Here is an 18421-nt window from a genome sequence, read left to right as displayed (position 1 = left end):
TCAAGTTTTACTCGACTTACTGAGTAGCTGCTTGCCTCGCTAAGCGTTGCCTGCTCTGCCGTCTCAGTGGGGTCGCATTATAGGGAGAACAGATTTTTACGCAAGCGTTTTTATTCAGAAACTTTAAAAAACAGTTCGTTCGCTTAAAAAACAAACTAAAACATCTAAAACATGCTATTTACTGACTAAATTGTCAGCAATATTTCTCGAGAGGAATTTAAGTATTGTCTAATTTATGTATTTATCAAGTTTTATATATAAAAAAAGCGCCATTAATTTACGGCGCTTGAGTTTATAATCTATAAAATTAATTAATACAGTATGCTGTAAAGCTTTCTTCTATATTTAGATGCTAAGCTATCGCCATCAGGTAATGATGCTATAACTTCAAGAAATGTTGCTTTGGCATCTGAAAAGTTTAAATCTTTCTTTAAAATATTAAACAATGTCTCTAATGCTTCTTCTTTACGGCCCGCGGTATTAAGTGCAGCAGCTAGCTCAAGTTTGAGCTCTAAATCATTCGGATGTTGCTCTGCTTTTAACTGCAAAGCTTTTATCTCTGGCGAATCTGTTGCTTCAAGCGCTTGTTCGCACTTAGCACGAATATTTGTGTAATACGCATCACGTTCACTATCTTCAACTGTATCAAGCAAAGCTTGTGCATCGTCTAATTTATGAATTTGAATACAAATATCTGCTAACACTAATTTAATGCGTGCATTAGTCGTATCTAATTCGTAAGCCTGCTTTGCATAATTAAATGCACTATTTAAGTCTTGCGCAACGAGAGCCTGCTTTGCTTGTTCTAATAACAACTCATGTTGTGCCGGTAAGTGCTTTGATAAAACCTCTCTAACTTGTTGCTCTGTTTGTGCACCAGGCAACATATCTACAGGGGCGGAGTCTTTTAAAAACACAAGCGTTGGTAGTGTTTGCAAACCTATTTGCTGCGCTAGTTGTGCTGCTAACTGTTGCTCTACATCGCAATCAAGTGTAGCAACAAGTAAGTGATCGCCATAATCACTGGCAATTTTTTCTAAAATAGCAGCTTGCGATTGACACTCAGGGCTTTGTGCAGAATAGAAACTAAGTAATACAAGTTTCTCTTGTGAGGTTTCACCTAATACTTGCTGAAGGTTTTGTGGATTAACATTTACCATATTATTCATTGCGATTGATTGCCATATCAGACTATTTAAGGTTTTATATGGTGTCGATAACAATAATTACAAGCCACCACCCAAAAGGTCTTTTATGAAATTTCACAAAATATATGCAGCCTTACTTTTTATTAGCCCGTTTACAAGTGCCACAACGTTAGATCTCAATCTCGATAAAGCCATGCCCGCTATCGAAAAGCTTTATTTAGATTTGCATCAATCTCCCGAGCTTTCATACCACGAGCAACAAACAGGTCAGAAGATTTCACGGCAATTAAAGCAAATTGGATTCGATGTTACTGATAATGTCGGTGGATTTGGCGTAGTAGGTATTTATGAAAACGGTAATGGCCCAACAGTAATGATCCGTACTGATACCGATGGCCTTCCTATAACTGAACAAACGGGTAAGTCATATGCGTCAAAAGTCACGGTAGTAAATGACGATGGCGCGAATGTGGGTGTTATGCATGGCTGTGGTCATGATATTCATATGAGTTCATTTGTTGGCACGGCACAACAGCTCGTTAAGCATAAAGATTCATGGCAGGGAACATTAATGATGGTCGCGCAACCTGCTGAAGAAGTTGGTGGTGGTGCAAAAGCAATGCTAAAAGAAGGTTTATTCTCTAAGTTCCCTACACCTGATCACGTGGTAGCCTTACATGTTAGCGCTAGTGTTCCCGCTGGTAAAGTGAGTATGAAAAACGAATACACTATGGCCAGTGTTGACTCTGTTGATATCACTGTAAAGGGTAAAGGCGGACATGGTGCTTACCCTCACACCACTATTGACCCTGTCGTTATTGCATCACGTATTGTATTAGCACTACAGACTGTTACTAGCCGAGAGCTCTCCCCATTAGAGCCTTCAGTTATAACCGTTGGCTCTATTCATGGCGGCTCTAAGCACAATGTGATCTCTGACCAAGTAAAACTACAACTTACATTACGTAGCTATAACCCTGAGGTACGTTTGCAGCAGATTGCCGCTATTAAACGAATCTCACAAGGAATTGCATTGAGCGCAGGCTTAGACAAGTCGCTTATGCCAGAAGTATATGTACATGAAGATGAGTCAATTCCATCAACATATAATAGCCCTGAGCAAACAAATATTGTACGCAGTGCTATTAGATCAGCCATAGGTAAAGATAACGTGCTAGAAACACAAGCCGTTATGGCAGGTGAAGACTTTGGTTTATATGGCCGAACCGAACAAAATATTCCTATCACGTTATTTTGGCTCGGTGGCGTAGAGCAATCTCAATATATTGCAGCAAAAAAATCTGGGCAAACTCTACCGTCATTGCATTCGAGTAAGTTCGCCCCTGATTACAAAGTCGCCTTACCTACAGGTATTAAAGCGATGAGTAATGCAGCCGTTGCGCTGTTTAATAACTAAATCGACTTTGTAACTAGGCCGACTTTGATTTTGGTTTAGCCTTTCTTTTAAAACGTCGCTTTTGCGGCGTTTTTGGTAATTGTGCAAAGGCTTGGCTATTACATTGCCCTGCTTGACCGATAAAATGTGCTAAATCGTTTAATAACGGAGTTAAAAACTGTTGGTAGCTCATACGCTGTTCTGCAATGTCACCTAATGAGGCTTCCCATTTTGCCGTTAGATCTGGGCTTGCTAGACCTTCCGGTAATACACCTATGAGGGCTTTTCCTGTTTCAGTGGCTAAAATGATTTTACCTTGGCGTTGTAAAAATCGGCGTCTGAATAATAATTCTAAAATACCTGCACGCGTTGCTTCAGTACCTAAGCCATCGGTGTCTTTAAGAATTCTTTTGATGTCAGGGTTTTTCACATAGCGACTTATTCCCGTCATGGCACTTAACAAGGTTGCATCGGTAAAATGCGCAGGCGGGGTCGTCATTTTATCAACCACTTCGCCATGGCTACAGTTAAGCATTTGCCCTTTAACTAACGGCGGTAAAGTTTGCAGATCTTTTAGCTCTGATTTACCCATTAGAACTTTAAAACCTAAGCTGATCTCTTGTTTTGCATTCGCTTTAAATAGACCACCAGCAATAGTTACCTCAACCTTTGTTTCATTAAATACATAATCAGGGTAGAACTGGATGAGATAATGACGACATATCAAGCCATACACTTTTATCTCATCGCTACTCAAGTTTGCTGATTTTAATAGTTTAGCGGTTGGAATTATTGCATGGTGCGCAGCGACTTTTGCATCATTAAAGCACTTGCTGCGCCTTGCTGGTTCTGCCGCATTACAACTGACTTCACTTTGGCCACCATTGGTCGCTATTGCTTTTATAATACTACTAGCTTCTTGATGATGATCTTTTGGCAAATAGCGGTTATCGGAACGCGGGTAGGTGATAAGCTTATGGCGTTCATATAAAGTTTGGCAAATATCTAACACTTTTTGTGCTGGCATTGTGAACGCTTTTGCAGCATCAATTTGCAAGGCTGACAAATTATAGGGTAAAGGGGCTTGTTGTTTCTTTTGTTTTTGCTCAAGTGCCGTAACTTCGCCTTTTTGTCCCGCTATTCTTGATACGACATTTTCTGCAAGGCCTCTATGAAGTACTCGCCCTTCTTCATCTTGATAAGGCTCACATGCCTTGCTTGGTTGCCACTTAGCGGTGAAACTTTGTTGCTCCCCCGTATTTAAATAAGCAAACACTTCATAAAATGGTTTTGCTACAAAATTAGCAATTTCATTATCACGATTTACTACTAACCCTAAAATAGGTGTTTGTACACGCCCAACAGAAAGCACATTACCAAACCCCGCTTTTTGCCCTGCTAAAGTATATGCACGGGTTAAGTTCATACCAAATAACCAATCAGCGCGGGAGCGTGCTAAAGCAGAAACACTTAGAGGGATAAAGTCACGATTTGACTTCATATTGTTGAGGGCTTTTTTTACCGCACTAACATTTAAATCGCTGATCAATAAACGTTGAGTGTGCTGCTTTTTTGTTATCGATAGTTTTACTTGATCAATGACTTCATCAACCAGTAATTGCCCCTCTCTATCAGGATCACCAGCGTGAACTAGCTGCGTAGCCTGTTTGATTAACTTTTTCAAAACAGATAGTTGCTTTCGAGTTTTTGATTTAGCTTTCAACTGCCATTGTTCTGGCACTATAGGTAAATCGTCAAATCGCCACTTCTTAAATTGTGCATTGTAGTCGTCTGGCTCTGCTTGTTCGAGCAAGTGCCCTATACACCATGACACACAATCGCCATTAGCGACTTCAATATAACCATCATGCTTTTTATGGGGTTTAGGAAGTGCATCGGCGATAGCACGACCCAATGAAGGTTTTTCAGCGATATACAGTTTCACAAAATGCTCCACACTGTTTATATAAACAGTACTTTAGCACATTGTATTATTGATTACATAGATTTAAAGGTATCCACTGTGCCTCAAGCCGGAAAATACCGTCCAAAGTAACATAAACTTAATGTGTTACTTTATAAACACAACCAAATACCGCCTATAAAAAGGTTATAAATCTATAAAAATTACCTTATTTCTATAGGATCTGACTCTTTTGCTTTACCTTGCATGATTGAGATTTCAACGCGTCGGTTTCTGCGTCTGTCAGCATCGGTTTCATTAGGTACCAATGGGCGAGTTTCAGCATGGCCTACAACAGCCATTCTACTTTTATCAAACCCCTGCGCTTTTTGCATTTCTGTTGCAACTGCTACAGCACGCTTAGACGACAGATCCCAGTTGTTTGTATACAACTCATTTGACACTTGGAAGTCATCTGTATGACCTGACACCGTAATTTCACCTGGTACGTCTTTTAATAAAGTCGCTATATCTTGAATAATTGGTTTAAAACGAGGCTGTAAAAACGCACTGCCGGATGGGAATGACCCATTCTCTCGGATACGAATAATTATTTGTTGACCTAATGATTCAAGCTCTACAGCGCCATCCATAATTTGTTGCTCTAATTGCTGCGCAATTTTCTTAACGAGTTCGTTGACTTGCTCCTGATCAGCTGCCGATGTAGATTGTTCTGAAGCCTGCTGTTGTGCAGTACTTTGTGATTCACCACCGCGTTTATTTCCACGCTGTTCCTGACGCCCGCCGGCGGAACTTTCATCACCCGCTTGAAATTCTAGCATTTGTTGAGTCATCTCAACCGTTTGCTGTTGTATGGTTTCAATTGGAGTGGGCTCAGGTTTTCCTGGAGTAAACTCCATCGCAATAACGGAGGTGCCTTTTGGTATATCTTTCACTTCAATTTTATTTTGCACACCGAATGCAAATTTCATTGATCCCGCAATTTGTTTAAATTTAAGCACGTCCATCTCTGAAAATGCGAGCAAGAGTACAAAAAAGCACATTAACAATGACATTAAATCAGCGAATGTCCCCATCCAAGCAGGTAACCCAGGAGGGGGACATTTACACTCTTCATCGGACATGCTTACTCCTCAGTGTCTATGTTACGCTTAGATTCAGCGAGGTAATTCTTTAAAATCCCTTCAATGACTTTTGGATTTTGACCATCTTGAATTCCTAAAACGGCATCTAAAATTAGACGTTGATTCATTGCTTCTTCTTCCTTACGAAGCTCAAGCTTAACTTGAATAGGTATCGCAATAACGTTTGCTAAAAAGGCCCCATATAAGGTGGTCAATAACGCAACTGCCATTGCTGGTCCGATTGCTTTTGGATCATCCATATTTGATAACATGGCTACCAAACCAATCAATGTACCAATCATTCCCATTGCAGGTGCAATGTCAGCAAGGGCTTTGAATAGTCCAGCTCCCGATTCGTGACGTGTAGAAGTAAGTGAGATATCTTTTTGAAGTGTTGCGCGAACAACGTCAGCATCATGGCCATCTACAAGCATATCAACGCCTTTACGCATAAAACCATTGGGAATCTCAGCCTCTTCAAGAGCCAAAAACCCCCCTTTACGAGCTGAATCAGCAAGCTCAACAGCTTTTTCAATAAGCTCTTCTGGTGATTCAATTTTAAACATGAATGCTTTAGCGCATACTTTACCAATGCCTAAAAACTGGCCCATGGTGTAATTAGACAGTACGATAAAAATCGAACCGCCAAAAACGATGACAACTGATGGCGTATTATAAAACATAGCAACTTCACCGTTACTACTTTGCACCATCGACATTACGATTAAGCCAATTGCCCCGAGAATACCTATAATGGTTGCTAAATCCACTTACCCCTCCAGAGGAATTGATACAATGCTATTTTGCATAACAAACTTTTATTATTAACTGCTTATCGGCAATAGATTGAAATACTTAAATCATTTACATGAATTAATCTGGTTGAAACCTATCTTTCTATCGTTATTTTAATCTAACCGCCTTAACCTGCAAGGTTTAAGCATAGGCTTAGGTAAAATAAATAAACAATAATACGTAAATAAATAAAAAAAACGCATCAGTCTTTGACCTAGTTTAGCATTCCCCCTAAAATTGGCCTCACTTTCATATCATCTAAGTTGAACCCACGATGGCGACTAAAAAACCTGAAAATTTGAGCTTTGAGCAAGCGCTTGAAGAATTAACGATAATCGTCACCGACATGGAGCAAGGTGATTTATCGCTTGAGCAGTCTTTAAAGCAATTTGAACGAGGCATTGCGCTGGCAAATGCATCATCAAGTAAATTACAACAAGCAGAACAAAAAGTGGCGATTTTGATGGGCAATGACCCTGAGTCACCGCTTACTAACTTTAAAAATGACTTGGATTAATCAGTGCATATTTTAGAACAGATCAAAATTGCACAACATGATGTTGAAGCCACATTAGATGACTACTTTTCACTGCCTCTTGATACTGAAAATAACATTAAAAAAGCGACACATTATGGGGTATTGAATGGTGGTAAGCGTATTCGCCCCTTTCTTGTGTATGAAACAGGAAAAATGCTGGGTGCAGACAAAAAAGATTTAGATGTACTGGCTGCAGCAATAGAATGTATACACAGTTATTCATTGGTGCATGATGATTTACCCGCGATGGATGATGACGATTTACGCCGAGGTCGGCCAACATGCCATATTGTGTATGGTGAAGCTCACGCTATTTTAGCCGGTGATGCATTGCAAACGCTGGCCTTTGATTTAATTGCTAACCATTCATTTCAGGTACCAGCAGCTCAACAGCTTAAAATGATTGCGGCATTAAGCAAGGCGTCAGGTATTGAAGGTATGGTAGGAGGCCAAGCGCTGGATATTGCAGCGACTGATCACGTTGTCTCGTTATCAGCACTGGAGCGTATTCACAAGCTCAAAACGGGGGCCTTACTCAATTGTGCAATTACATTAGGCGCATTATGTGCACCCAAGACCGATGAATATACGTTTTCTCAATTAAAAATTTTTGGCGAATCCATTGGCTTAGCTTTTCAAGTACAAGATGACATTCTTGATGTTGAAGGCGATACCTTTATTCTTGGCAAACCCCAAGGTTCAGATATAGCGGCAAATAAAGCCACATACCCGGCACTGCTTGGACTTGAGGGCGCAAAAGAAAAAGCCCAGTTATTATTGCAGCATGCACTCACGGCATTAGACAATATTAATGCCAATACCGAATCTCTTGAGTGCTTAGCCGAGTATATTGTTGAACGTGACCATTAATTGAAACACAATGGCGCACAAGTAAAGACAAACAAATAACTAAAAAATCAGAGTAACAATACGCTATAATAATCTCTGGTTAGCGAAGGATGTATTAAAAATCATGACACTTGATAGTAACAAGTATCCATTATTAGGTTTGGTTGAAGAGCCAGCCCAACTGCGTGATTTAGCGCAAGATAAACTGCCCGCATTTAGTGATGAACTGAGAGACTATTTACTGAACTCAGTATCACAAAGCAGTGGCCATTTGGCTTCTGGCTTAGGCACTGTTGAACTCACTGTTGCGCTGCATTATGTATATAATACACCAGATGATCGTCTCGTTTGGGATGTGGGCCATCAAGCTTACCCTCATAAAATCTTGACTGGTCGACGCGATCAAATGCATACAATTCGACAAAAAGATGGGTTGCATCCATTTCCTTATCGCGGTGAAAGTGAATATGACACCTTTAGCGTTGGTCATTCAAGTACATCGATTTCAGCAGCCCTTGGTATGTCAATCGCAGCACAAAAAGAGGGGAAAGGTCGTAAAACCGTTGCTGTAATTGGTGATGGTGCAATTACGGCTGGTATGGCGTTTGAAGCAATGAACCATTTAGGTGATGTTAAATCAGATATGCTCATTATCTTAAATGATAACGAAATGTCGATTTCTGAAAACGTGGGTGCACTAACAAATCATTTTGCACGCATTTTATCTGGCAGCTTTTACACTAATATTCGCGAAGGTAGCAAAAAGTTACTTTCAGGTGTACCACCAGTCAAAGAGCTCGCTAGCCGAATGGAAGAGCACCTTAAAGGAATGGTTATTCCTGGGACGTTTTTTGAAGAGTTGGGGCTCAATTATATTGGCCCGATTGATGGTCACGATGTCAATATGTTGGTTGATACCTTACGCAATATGCGTAACTTAAAAGGTCCACAGCTCCTGCATATAAAAACGCAAAAAGGTAAAGGGTATAAACCTGCCGAAGCCGATCCTATTGGGTACCACGGCGTACCAAAATTCGACCCAGCGGTCTCTAGCTTACCAAAATCAAAACCGGGTGCAGCTACGTTTTCAAAAGTATTTGGTGATTGGCTGTGTGACATGGCAAGCCAAGATAACAAGTTAATGGCTATTACACCGGCGATGCGTGAAGGCTCTGGTATGGTTCGTTTCTCGAAAGAACACCCAGAACAATATTTTGATGTTGCGATTGCTGAGCAGCATGCCGTAACACTGGCCGCGGGTTTTGCATGTGAAGGGCTTAAACCGGTTGTTGCTATTTATTCAAGCTTTTTACAACGCGCTTATGATCAGCTTATTCATGATGTTGCACTGCAAAATTTACCAGTAATGTTCGCTATTGACCGTGCTGGTATCGTCGGAGCTGATGGTGAAACTCACCAAGGCGCTTACGACCTAAGCTTCATGCGCTGTATACCAAATATGATTATCATGACGCCTAGTGATACGAATGAATGCAGGCAAATGCTTTACACTGGCTATCAATGTAACCAAACGGTTGCTGTACGTTACCCTCGCGGCAGTGCTGGCAATAGTGAAATTAGCGAGCAAATGACTGCACTTGAAATTGGTAAAGGTCGTGTAATCAAGCAAGGCAAGAAGATTGCTATCTTATCCTTTGGTACTTTACTTGAAAATGCACAACTTGCTGCCGATGAATTAAGCGCAAGCTTAATCGATATGCGCTTTGTTAAGCCACTTGATACCGAGCTAATTGATGAGCTGTGTGCAGAGCATTCTACATTTGTGACTCTTGAAGACAATGCAGTAGTTGGCGGTGCAGGGTCTGCAGTAAATGAATATTTAGCCACAATAAAGGCTAAGGTAAACATGCTTAATTTAGGTATCCCCGATGAGTTTATTAAGCATGGTACCCAAGCACAAATGCACGCTGAAATGGGCCTTTGTGAACAAGGTATATTGCAGAGTATAAAACAATTCAATAACTAACAAAAAAAGGAGCTTATGGCTCCTTTTTTACTTTATCCACTTTATAAATTTTTTATTACACCGAAGCTTCTTTTCATAATGACTCACAGCCATTCGCTGTATATTGATTTTCAGCGCATCCACACTTTAATGTCTGCTAAGCCGTTGGCTTGTAAAACACTGAGTTGCTGCTCTACATGGCTCGTTTGTTCAAACTCAAACGCATCTAACTGGTCATCAAAGGTAATTGTCGCAACGCCGTCTCCACCCCGCTTTTTCACTTGATGGAGCGCAATATCAGCTAGATTAACGGACGTTTCCCACCCGATAACTTGCCCACCAAGCAATGGTAATGGGTAAAATGAATAACCAATTGATGCTGTTAAGTGAATACTTTCACCACTTGGCAGTTTGAAAGAATACTCTGCAACAGCTTTACATAGATCGGAGACGTACTTATCAATCGCACTGCGCTTAAAGTCACGTAGTAAAAGTAAGAATTCGTCGCCACTCCAACGCGCAACATAATCAGACCCTTGAGTACGTGAGTTTAATAAAGCGGCCATTTGCTGCAAGCAGCTATCACCGCCTATAGGCCCAAAAGCATCATTAATTTTACTGAAACTATCAAAGTTGATTACTAATAAAACCAGCGATTTCCCTTGTGCCTGCAATGATTGCGAGTTTCGTTGAAAATGCTCTATATCTTTCGGCAGTTGATCAAACAAAAAACGGCGACTTCTGAGGCCTGTTAATTCATCTGAATGACTAACAAGTTTTAATTGTGAATTAACCTGATTCAACTTGTCATTAGCTTGGCGAAGTTCACCGGTTCTCTCTGTAACCAGACTCTCTAGTGCCGCTTGCTTTCGACGCTCTTGCTTTCTAAACACCCAAAAAATAAAATAAAACAATAGAATAACAGTGCTTGTAATTAACAGCCTGAAATAAATAGTTTCATCAAAACGCCTTGGAACAACAAATGAATACTCTGCATTTTGCGCATTTTGCCACCCTTCACCTTGACGTTTTGCTTCAAGTTGAAACAAGAATGCTCCTGGAGGTAAGTTAGTATATATAGCTTCACGACGCGAGTTAGCATAGCGCCAATCGTTATCTAAACCACTCAATCTATATCGAAACTCAATACTGGACGGCGCATAATAGTCTATTGCAGTGTATTTCAGTGTAAAATCACGTTCATTCGTATCAAATGTGGGATTATTTCCTAAAGCCGCAACCGACACTGAACGCATACCCGTAGTTACGCTCTCAACTTTAGGACGTAATAACTTTACGCCAAACAGTTCAATGTCCTTTGGAATTTCGACTACCCCTTGCAAACTTGGGTACCACATAGAGTTGTTTTGCTCAGCAACAGCATCATGCCCAAGTCCTGTACAACATTGACTTGCCTTGCCATCTAGCTGACGATCGAAGGACGAAATAACCTGTTCAACTTTCAAGCTCTCAATATCCGCACTAAATTGCTCTACCGGCATCCGGTAAACACCCTTCATAGTGCTGACCCAAATTCGCTTGAACGATTCATCATAACGCAGGCTGAAAATAGAGCCATAAGGTAAACCATTTGATGCGTCTAACTGACGCCACTGCCCATTAGTGCTTCTGTAAAATAAACCATCATTCAATGATCCGATTAAGATAGCTCCGCCATCTAAATACAAAATACTCGTTACATATGCACTTTCAAGTGATGTTTGATCACCCACCTTTTCAATACCGCGGTCAGTAAAGTAATAAGCTCCCTTACTCGTACCAATTAAGCCAAAGTTTTCTTGATCTAAAACGTAAGTAATAAACTTACTACCTAAAAATGCATTATATGCAAAGGGGGTAATACCACCGTAGCTTAAGCGATACATACCACGCCCTGTTCCGAGCCATAAACCGCCTTTATTCGAATCACTAATTGCAAATACAGGGTTATCTCTTAAAGCACGTCCTGGCACTGTAAACAGGGTGTTGTTCTCATAAAAATAAACACCTCGACCTGTCGCAATGTATAATCGCCCACTATCAAAATGTAAATCATTGACAACGGCTCTACCGTACTGGTTACTTGGGATACGATTAATAAAGTTTTTATTTAAATCAAAATACCCAACGCCGCTTCTATTCGCGACCCATAACTCTCCATCAGGGGCTTTAGTTATAGCCATAACAGCTTCTGTCATTTGGGAAATTGCTGAATGACGCTCGATACGTCCTTCGTGAGCAAACCATAACCCCTCACTGAAACTCGCTAGCCAAACATTATTGTCGTTATCACGAAAAAGGTCCGCAAACCATATATTTTGATCAAGCTGGCTTGGTTCAACCCATTGCCACTCCCCTGAATTATCCCTAACTAATAGCCTTCCATAGGTTGAAATCCACAACGCACCGTCAGAGTCACTCATAAATTTATAGACGGCGGAATTGTTTGCATTTGGCAATGGGAAAGGGCGAAGTTCATCGTCCAAATCAAGAAAGTATGCCCCTAACTCTGAGGCAAGATACAGATTCCCCTCAAGAAAAGTTAAGTCATGTATAATTGTTTGTGCAACTCTTTCTGGTAAAGATATTTTGGCAGTAAGCTCTAATCGCAACTTAGCAAAGTCAGATGAGGAGTTTGTTAGGCGTAGTAGTTGTCTTTCATTAACTAACCAGATGCCTTCTGGAGATAAAGCTAGCTGACTGACGGTGCCTGTGATTTGTTTAACAGGACTCGCTTTTACTGTGTTTCTTGACTTCTCTTTATTCCTCATTAAGTCGATTTGATTGCGAGGAACGAAATATAGCCCATTGGCTGCAATCCAGATGCTGCCGCGAGAATCTTCAATAACATCGCGAACAGGACCTTTAACTAGATACTCTTGAGCAGCCATAGTTTGAGGGTCTAAAACAACAATTCCTTTTTTTGTGCCGACCCACAAGTACCCTTCACTATCAATTAAAAGCTTATTGATACCATTACTCGGTAAGAAAGTGGTATTTAGCGTGTTGTAATTTGTAAACGTATGACCATCAAAACGGCTAAGTCCAAACTGAGTACCTAGCCATATGTAACCTTGTTCATCTTGAACTACACTTTTGAGTGACTGCGATGGGAGACCATTTTTAATATTCCATTGTTTGACAACATAATCAGTAATTGACGCACCGCTTGGCAAGCTGAGAAACAACAAAATACAAACCAATATAAATCGCATCATAACGCCAATACCTCGTTGAAAAACTAAGGTTAAAAAGGTAGATAACCCATTTTTAATAAAGCTTGCAAACAAATCAGTGAAAATATTCCCGCTAAAACATCATCGGCCATGATCCCAACACCACCATGAAGACGCTTGTCTAATATGCGGATGGGACCTGGCTTGGCAATATCAAAGAAGCGAAAGAGTAAAAACCCCACTAGCAAGGTTTGCCAACTTAAGGCTGCACCAATCATAGTGATGTAAAAACCCGCAACCTCATCCCACACAATTGCAGGATGATCATGCACGCCCAAATCATCGGCCGTTTTACCGCATGCCCAAACTCCGAATATACTGATAACCACGGCAAATACAACCTGCAGCCAAAGTGGGTAATGCATTGTAATAAAAATAAACGGAAGTGCTGCAAACGTACCAAAAGTACCAGGGGCTTTAGGCGCTAAACCTAAGCCAAAACCCAAACCAAAAAACTGATGTGGACGTTTTAAATTAAATTTTGAAGAGGTAGTCAAACCGGCTCCTTGGAAAAATGTTCAAAGCCTGTGTTTTGAAAATTGAGTTTTTCGCCATTAAGCAATAGCTCTATTTGCCCTTCACCACTTTTTATCTGACCAATACAGGTCGCATCTACGCCATATTGACGTAACTTTAACTCCAACATGCTTTTTTTATCATCTGGCACTGTAAACAGTAATTCATAATCATCGCCATAATTAAGGATAAAAGGAAGCTGTTGTGAGTGTTCTAATGTGTCTTGCATTGCAGCCGATGTCGGGACGTTCTCAACGATGATTTGAGCACTCACTTGTGACATAGCTAAAATATGGCTCAGATCTGCGAGTAAACCATCTGAAACATCGATAGCCGCCGACGCTAATCCTCTTAGAACTTGACCTGCCGCAACACGAGGCGATGGATAATCAAAGCGCTGATTAACATATCTAAGGTGTTCTGGAGCAATTTTAATGTCTTGCTTACGTGACTCAATTGCAAGACCTGCGTCTCCTAAAGGACCCGTTACATATACCCAATCGCCCACTTTTGCACCGCCGCGTCGAAGAGCTTGACCATGGGGTATGGTACCTTTAGCACAAATAGTAATTGTTAATGGGCCTTGGGTTGTATCACCACCAATGATTTGTACATTATAGTACTCAGCAATTTCGTGCATTCCCTCAGTAAACTCTTCTAACCACTCAACATCAATGCTTGGCAACGTCAACGCAACAGATACCCACGTCGGTTCTGCTCCCATTGCAGCTAAGTCACTTAGGTTTACAGCCAAGGCACGATGTCCAAGAGCGCGTGGTGAGATGTCATCAAAAAAATGGATGCCTGCCACAAGTGTGTCGGTGGTAACTGCTAATTGACAGTTCTCAGGTACAGTTACTAAAGCACAATCATCACCAATACCAAGGTTAACATCGCGACGAGTAATTCCGCGCCCCTTGAAGTATCGGTTTATTAATTCAAATTCCTTCATACACAAAAAAGCCGGCCTATGCCGGCTCTCCTTTTGCAGTTGCGTTACTTGCGTAAATGCTTAACTGCTTTATCAAGTACACCATTTACAAATTTATGGCTGTCTTCAGCGCCAAATATTTTAGCAAGCTCAATGCCTTCATTGATTGCTACTTTGTAAGGGACATCTTCACGGAATTTAAGCTCATATGCGCTAAGACGCAAAATCGCTTTTTCAACCATGTCTAACTCATCAAATGGGCGAGTTAAATGAGGAGATACAGCTTCGTCAAGTTGCGTCTTATTCACAGCAACGCCACGAGCGAGATCTTTAAAATATTCAACGTCAATTTTAGTCACGTCATTTTCGATCAGCATTTGCTGTTCGATATCGGCAATTGCATTGCCACTTAGTTGCCAAGAATATACGGCTTGAAGTGCTAAGATACGTGCTTTACGTCTTGCTGCTGGTTTCACAAAAATTCCTTAAACTTAAATTTTATCTAACACATTAACCATTTCAAGCGCACCTAAAGCAGCTTCGCCACCTTTGTTGCCCATCTTGGTGCCAGCGCGTTCAATCGCTTGCTCAATGCTTTCTGTGGTTAATACGCCAAATGCAACCGGAATATCATACTCAAGCGACACTTGCGCCAAGCCTTTATTTGATTCGCCAGCAACGAGGTCAAAGTGTGGTGTACCACCTCTGATCACTACGCCTAAAGCGATGATTGCATCATACTCTTTTTTTGCCGCAACGCGTTTCGCTGCCAAAGGTAACTCAACCGCACCTGGTACATAAATAACAGTGATATCATCTTCAGATACACCACCAGTACGCTTTAGTTCATCAACAGCACCTGCTAAAAGGCTGCTACCAATAAAATCATTAAAGCGAGAAATGACAATGGCAAATTTCTTGCCCGGAGCGTATTTATTACCTTCGATAATTTTCATTCGATAACCCTAAAAATAAGTTTAAGCGATTGCGCAAAAATTGCTGCGCATCATAGCACAAAAATAAAAAAATAGCCTAGCTTATTGCGGCTCTACGTAGTCAACCACTTCAAGGTGAAAACCAGAAAGTGCGTGATACTTTTTAGGTCGACTCATTAGGCGCATTTTCTCAATACCTAGATCCGCTAAAATTTGTGAGCCCACACCAACGGTACGTGATGTGCCTTGAAATTTACGATGGCTCACGCTCTCACCAATATCTTCAGCTGCAAATGCTTTAACCGTTGCTTCTAAATCTTCAGTACACTCTTGCTTACCAAGAATAACCAATGCCCCTTCATGCTCTGCAATATACGCCATGGCTTCTGATAAACCCCAACTTCTATCGGCACTTCGGTCTGATAATAAAATATCGTTAAATGTACTTTGCAAATGAACACGAACCAAGGTCGGCTCATCCGCTTTTATTGCGCCTTTTAATAATGCGTAATGTAATTGACCATCAATCGTGTCTTTATAGGTCACCAAGTCAAATTCACCATGTTGGGTAGGTAACTTACATTTTGCAACTTGTTCAATGGTGGTTTCATTGATATTGCGATACTCGATTAAGTCAGCAATGGTGCCAATTTTAATGTTATGTTGCTGCGCAAATACTTCTAAATCTGGACGACGTGCCATGGTGCCATCAGCGTTAAGAATTTCAACAATAACAGATGAAGGTTCTAGACCTGCTAAACGCGCTAAATCACAGCCGGCTTCGGTATGGCCTGCACGTGTTAATACACCACCAGGTTGTGCCATGATAGGAAAAATATGGCCTGGCTGAACAATGTCTGATGGCACTGCGCCTTTTGCTATTGCAGCTTGTACTGTACGGGCACGGTCTGCTGCTGAAATCCCTGTTGTCACCCCTTTCGACGCTTCAATAGACATAGTGAAGTTGGTGGAAAATGCAGCTCCATTATTTTTAACCATTAAAGGTAGGTCTAGCTGTTCACAGCGCTCTTGGGTCATCGTTAAACAGATAAGGCCGCGTCCATGGGTTGCCATAAAATTAATAGCTTCTGCACTGATATGCTCAGCTGCAATAATTAAATCGCCTTCATTTTCTCTGTCTTCGTCATCCATTAAAATAACCATTTTACCGGCTTTAATGTCATCTATAATTTCTTGTGCGCTGTGTAAATTCATAGTCTACTCATAATTATGTTGTGGAGTGTTTGGTGCGTTTATTTTATAAAACCAGCTTGAGCCAAGAGGCTCATCGAAATATCTGAATTGGCTGGTTGTTCTGCACCTTTGATCAGTCGCTCTAAATAACGGGCAATTTGATCAACTTCTAAGTTTACTGATGTGCCGACTTTAAAATCAGCAATCGTTGTTTGTTCTGCGGTATGAGGCACGATGGTGAGTTTGAACTTATTATCTTCAACCGCATTCACGGTTAAACTGATCCCATCCACACATACTGAGCCTTTATAAGGGATATATTTCATCAACGCCGCATCGGTCGATAACCAATACTCTGTTGCACGTGCATTAGCCGTAATCGATGTAATTGTTGCAATACCATCAACATGGCCAGACACTAAATGCCCGCCTAAACGTGACACAGGTTGCATGGCTTTTTCGAGGTTAACTTTTTGCCCTTGTTTGTAATGTGCGAACCCTGTCAGATCAATGGTTTCATTTGATAAATCCGCACTAAATCCATTATCGTGTTTAGCAACAACGGTTAAGCAAACACCATTCGTGGCGATGCTATCACCTAGTTTTACATCTGCCATATTTAAATCATGGCTTTGGATACGAATCGCCAAATCACCTTGAGTTTTGCGCAAATCGCTTATAATACCTGTTGCTTCAATAATACCAGTGAACATAAAGTTACTCTCAAAAATAAATTAAGGTGATTTGGTGGCCGCCACATTAGCAGTGATACGAATATCACCACCAATTAGCGCACAGTCATTAATTGCTAGGTTAATAGTATCTTGCATACTGGTTAGAGTTGCAAAGTTTAGTAAGCTTTTTGCATCGTTTCCTAATAACTTAGGTGCAACATACACGATAAATTCATCAATTAAATTTTGCTGTGTCATTTCGCCCGCAAGCGTTGCTCCAGCTTCGAGCCATATTGTATTTATTTGCCGATTCGCTAAAATTTTTAATGCTGCAAATAAATCTACCTTGTGAGCTTTCTCAGGCACTTCAATATGGGTAACGTAATGTGGCCATTGAATCGATTTATCAAGCTTAGTTGTGAGAATTATGATTTCACTTTCAATGCTAAATAACGCAAGGTCAGGTGTTAAACGATTTTGTGAGTCAACAACAATGCGTATCGGTTGGCGAAGTGGTAGGGTTGTTGGTAACGCTTGAGGCAATTCATCAATACGGACATTTAATTTGGCATCATCGGTTAATACGGTGTCAGCCCCAGTTAAAATAGCGCAACTTTGCGCTCTAAATAACTGCACATCTTGGCGAGCTTGTGTGCCCGTAATCCATTTACTTTGGCCATTTTGTAGGGCTGTTTTGCCATCTAAGCTAGCAGCCATTTTACATGTGACAAAGGGCAAGCCTTGTTCCATCCGCTTTAAAAAACCTCGGTTTAGCAATCGCGCCTGTTGCTCAAGTAACCCTGAAGCAACTGCAATGCCGGCATTAGCGAGTATAGCCAACCCCTTCCCGGCCACTTGAGGGTTTGGGTCAACCATAGCAGCAATTACCTTGCTAACACCTGCCTCTTTTAATGCCTGAGCACAAGGTGGGGTTTTACCAAAGTGACTACAGGGTTCAAGGGTCACATAGGCCGTTGCCCCTTTCGCTTTATCACCGGCTATAGCAAGGGCGTTGACTTCAGCATGCCCTTGACCCGCAACCTGATGAAACCCTTCACCTATTACTACATTATCTTTAACTAACACACACCCTACATTAGGGTTTGGCGTTGTAGTAAATCGACCCAAACTAGCCAACTCTATGGCACGAGCCATATAGTGATGATCTTGCTCAGTGAATAATGCCGCGCTCATA

At 41.1% G+C, this 18421-nt stretch carries 16 protein-coding genes; 4 read left to right on the top strand and 12 right to left on the bottom strand.

From position 1 onward, the window contains the following. Positions 1 to 311: 311 nt before the first annotated feature. On the bottom strand, positions 312 to 1169 hold the full coding sequence (locus ATS75_RS18865) for a tetratricopeptide repeat protein (protein ID WP_058561973.1): 858 nt from the start codon (positions 1167 to 1169) through the stop codon (positions 312 to 314). Positions 1170 to 1254: 85 nt separating this feature from the next. Here ATS75_RS18865 and ATS75_RS18860 point away from each other — a divergent pair, with 85 nt between their 5' ends. Beyond that, positions 1255 to 2565, top strand: coding sequence for a M20 metallopeptidase family protein (locus ATS75_RS18860; protein ID WP_058561972.1), 1311 nt, complete (start codon positions 1255 to 1257; stop codon positions 2563 to 2565). Positions 2566 to 2578: 13 nt separating this feature from the next. Here the strand turns inward: ATS75_RS18860 and ATS75_RS18855 are convergent, their stop codons facing one another. The 3 genes from ATS75_RS18855 to pomA all read right to left on the bottom strand — a co-directional run bounded on the left by ATS75_RS18855 (position 2579) and on the right by pomA (position 6362). After that, a complete protein-coding gene (locus ATS75_RS18855; RefSeq protein ID WP_058561971.1) occupies positions 2579 to 4489 on the bottom strand; it encodes a DNA topoisomerase III in 1911 nt (636 codons plus the stop codon). Positions 4490 to 4671: 182 nt separating this feature from the next. Continuing rightward, positions 4672 to 5592, bottom strand: a complete 921-nt coding sequence (locus ATS75_RS18850) for a flagellar motor protein MotB (RefSeq protein ID WP_058561970.1) — start codon at positions 5590 to 5592, stop codon at positions 4672 to 4674. 2 nt (positions 5593 to 5594) lie between these two features. Next, positions 5595 to 6362, bottom strand: a complete 768-nt coding sequence (pomA, locus tag ATS75_RS18845; protein WP_058561969.1) for a flagellar motor protein PomA — start codon at positions 6360 to 6362, stop codon at positions 5595 to 5597. A gap of 299 nt (positions 6363 to 6661) precedes the next feature. Here pomA and ATS75_RS18840 point away from each other — a divergent pair, with 299 nt between their 5' ends. From ATS75_RS18840 to dxs, 3 genes are all read left to right on the top strand, one after another. Continuing rightward, on the top strand, positions 6662 to 6904 hold the full coding sequence (locus tag ATS75_RS18840) for an exodeoxyribonuclease VII small subunit (RefSeq protein WP_058561968.1): 243 nt from the start codon (positions 6662 to 6664) through the stop codon (positions 6902 to 6904). A gap of 3 nt (positions 6905 to 6907) precedes the next feature. Then, positions 6908 to 7795: a (2E,6E)-farnesyl diphosphate synthase gene (ispA, locus tag ATS75_RS18835; RefSeq protein ID WP_058561967.1), complete on the top strand. Its 888-nt coding sequence runs from the start codon at positions 6908 to 6910 to the stop codon at positions 7793 to 7795. Between the two features lie 103 nt (positions 7796 to 7898). After that, positions 7899 to 9761, top strand: a complete 1863-nt coding sequence (dxs, locus tag ATS75_RS18830; protein WP_058561966.1) for a 1-deoxy-D-xylulose-5-phosphate synthase — start codon at positions 7899 to 7901, stop codon at positions 9759 to 9761. Between the two features lie 110 nt (positions 9762 to 9871). Here dxs and ATS75_RS18825 read toward each other — a convergent pair whose 3' ends face one another. The 8 genes from ATS75_RS18825 to ribD all read right to left on the bottom strand — a co-directional run bounded on the left by ATS75_RS18825 (position 9872) and on the right by ribD (position 18420). Continuing rightward, the gene (locus ATS75_RS18825; RefSeq protein WP_058561976.1) at positions 9872 to 12958 is read right to left on the bottom strand and encodes a ligand-binding sensor domain-containing diguanylate cyclase; all 3087 of its coding nucleotides are present in this window, start codon (positions 12956 to 12958) and stop codon (positions 9872 to 9874) included. Between the two features lie 29 nt (positions 12959 to 12987). Further along, positions 12988 to 13473, bottom strand: a complete 486-nt coding sequence (locus ATS75_RS18820) for a phosphatidylglycerophosphatase A (protein WP_058561965.1) — start codon at positions 13471 to 13473, stop codon at positions 12988 to 12990. Next, positions 13470 to 14444, bottom strand: a complete 975-nt coding sequence (gene thiL, locus ATS75_RS18815; protein ID WP_058561964.1) for a thiamine-phosphate kinase — start codon at positions 14442 to 14444, stop codon at positions 13470 to 13472. The genes ATS75_RS18820 and thiL overlap by 4 nt, the downstream gene beginning before the upstream one ends. Positions 14445 to 14488: 44 nt before the next feature. Then, entirely contained in the window at positions 14489 to 14899 is a 411-nt protein-coding gene (gene nusB / locus ATS75_RS18810; protein ID WP_058561963.1) for a transcription antitermination factor NusB, read from the bottom strand. Positions 14900 to 14914: 15 nt separating this feature from the next. After that, positions 14915 to 15379, bottom strand: coding sequence for a 6,7-dimethyl-8-ribityllumazine synthase (gene ribE / locus ATS75_RS18805; protein ID WP_008110216.1), 465 nt, complete (start codon positions 15377 to 15379; stop codon positions 14915 to 14917). A gap of 81 nt (positions 15380 to 15460) precedes the next feature. After that, positions 15461 to 16573, bottom strand: coding sequence for a bifunctional 3,4-dihydroxy-2-butanone-4-phosphate synthase/GTP cyclohydrolase II (gene ribBA / locus ATS75_RS18800; RefSeq protein WP_058561962.1), 1113 nt, complete (start codon positions 16571 to 16573; stop codon positions 15461 to 15463). Positions 16574 to 16611: 38 nt separating this feature from the next. Next, positions 16612 to 17265, bottom strand: coding sequence for a riboflavin synthase (locus tag ATS75_RS18795; RefSeq protein ID WP_058561961.1), 654 nt, complete (start codon positions 17263 to 17265; stop codon positions 16612 to 16614). A gap of 21 nt (positions 17266 to 17286) precedes the next feature. Continuing rightward, a complete protein-coding gene (gene ribD / locus ATS75_RS18790; RefSeq protein ID WP_058561960.1) occupies positions 17287 to 18420 on the bottom strand; it encodes a bifunctional diaminohydroxyphosphoribosylaminopyrimidine deaminase/5-amino-6-(5-phosphoribosylamino)uracil reductase RibD in 1134 nt (377 codons plus the stop codon). Position 18421 lies beyond the last annotated feature (1 nt).

It is taken from the genome of Pseudoalteromonas sp. H105 (assembly GCF_001469215.1).
GTDB lineage: Bacteria > Pseudomonadota > Gammaproteobacteria > Enterobacterales > Alteromonadaceae > Pseudoalteromonas.
This window is presented reverse-complemented; position numbering and strand designations above follow the sequence as displayed.

Bases quoted from the DNA above. Each gene is read 5' to 3' on its own strand.
- dxs (WP_058561966.1), top strand. From the start codon at position 7,899: ATGACACTTGATAGTAACAAGTATCCATTATTAGGTTTGGTTGAAGAG.
- ATS75_RS18795 (WP_058561961.1), bottom strand. From the start codon at position 17,265: ATGTTCACTGGTATTATTGAAGCAACAGGTATTATAAGCGATTTGCGC.
- ATS75_RS18825 (WP_058561976.1), bottom strand. From the start codon at position 12,958: ATGATGCGATTTATATTGGTTTGTATTTTGTTGTTTCTCAGCTTGCCA.
- ATS75_RS18840 (WP_058561968.1), top strand. From the start codon at position 6,662: ATGGCGACTAAAAAACCTGAAAATTTGAGCTTTGAGCAAGCGCTTGAA.
- ATS75_RS18860 (WP_058561972.1), top strand. From the start codon at position 1,255: ATGAAATTTCACAAAATATATGCAGCCTTACTTTTTATTAGCCCGTTT.
- ribD (WP_058561960.1), bottom strand. From the start codon at position 18,420: ATGAGCGCGGCATTATTCACTGAGCAAGATCATCACTATATGGCTCGT.
- ATS75_RS18850 (WP_058561970.1), bottom strand. From the start codon at position 5,592: ATGTCCGATGAAGAGTGTAAATGTCCCCCTCCTGGGTTACCTGCTTGG.
- thiL (WP_058561964.1), bottom strand. From the start codon at position 14,444: ATGAAGGAATTTGAATTAATAAACCGATACTTCAAGGGGCGCGGAATT.
- ribBA (WP_058561962.1), bottom strand. From the start codon at position 16,573: ATGAATTTACACAGCGCACAAGAAATTATAGATGACATTAAAGCCGGT.
- ribE (WP_008110216.1), bottom strand. From the start codon at position 15,379: ATGAAAATTATCGAAGGTAATAAATACGCTCCGGGCAAGAAATTTGCC.
- ATS75_RS18865 (WP_058561973.1), bottom strand. From the start codon at position 1,169: ATGAATAATATGGTAAATGTTAATCCACAAAACCTTCAGCAAGTATTA.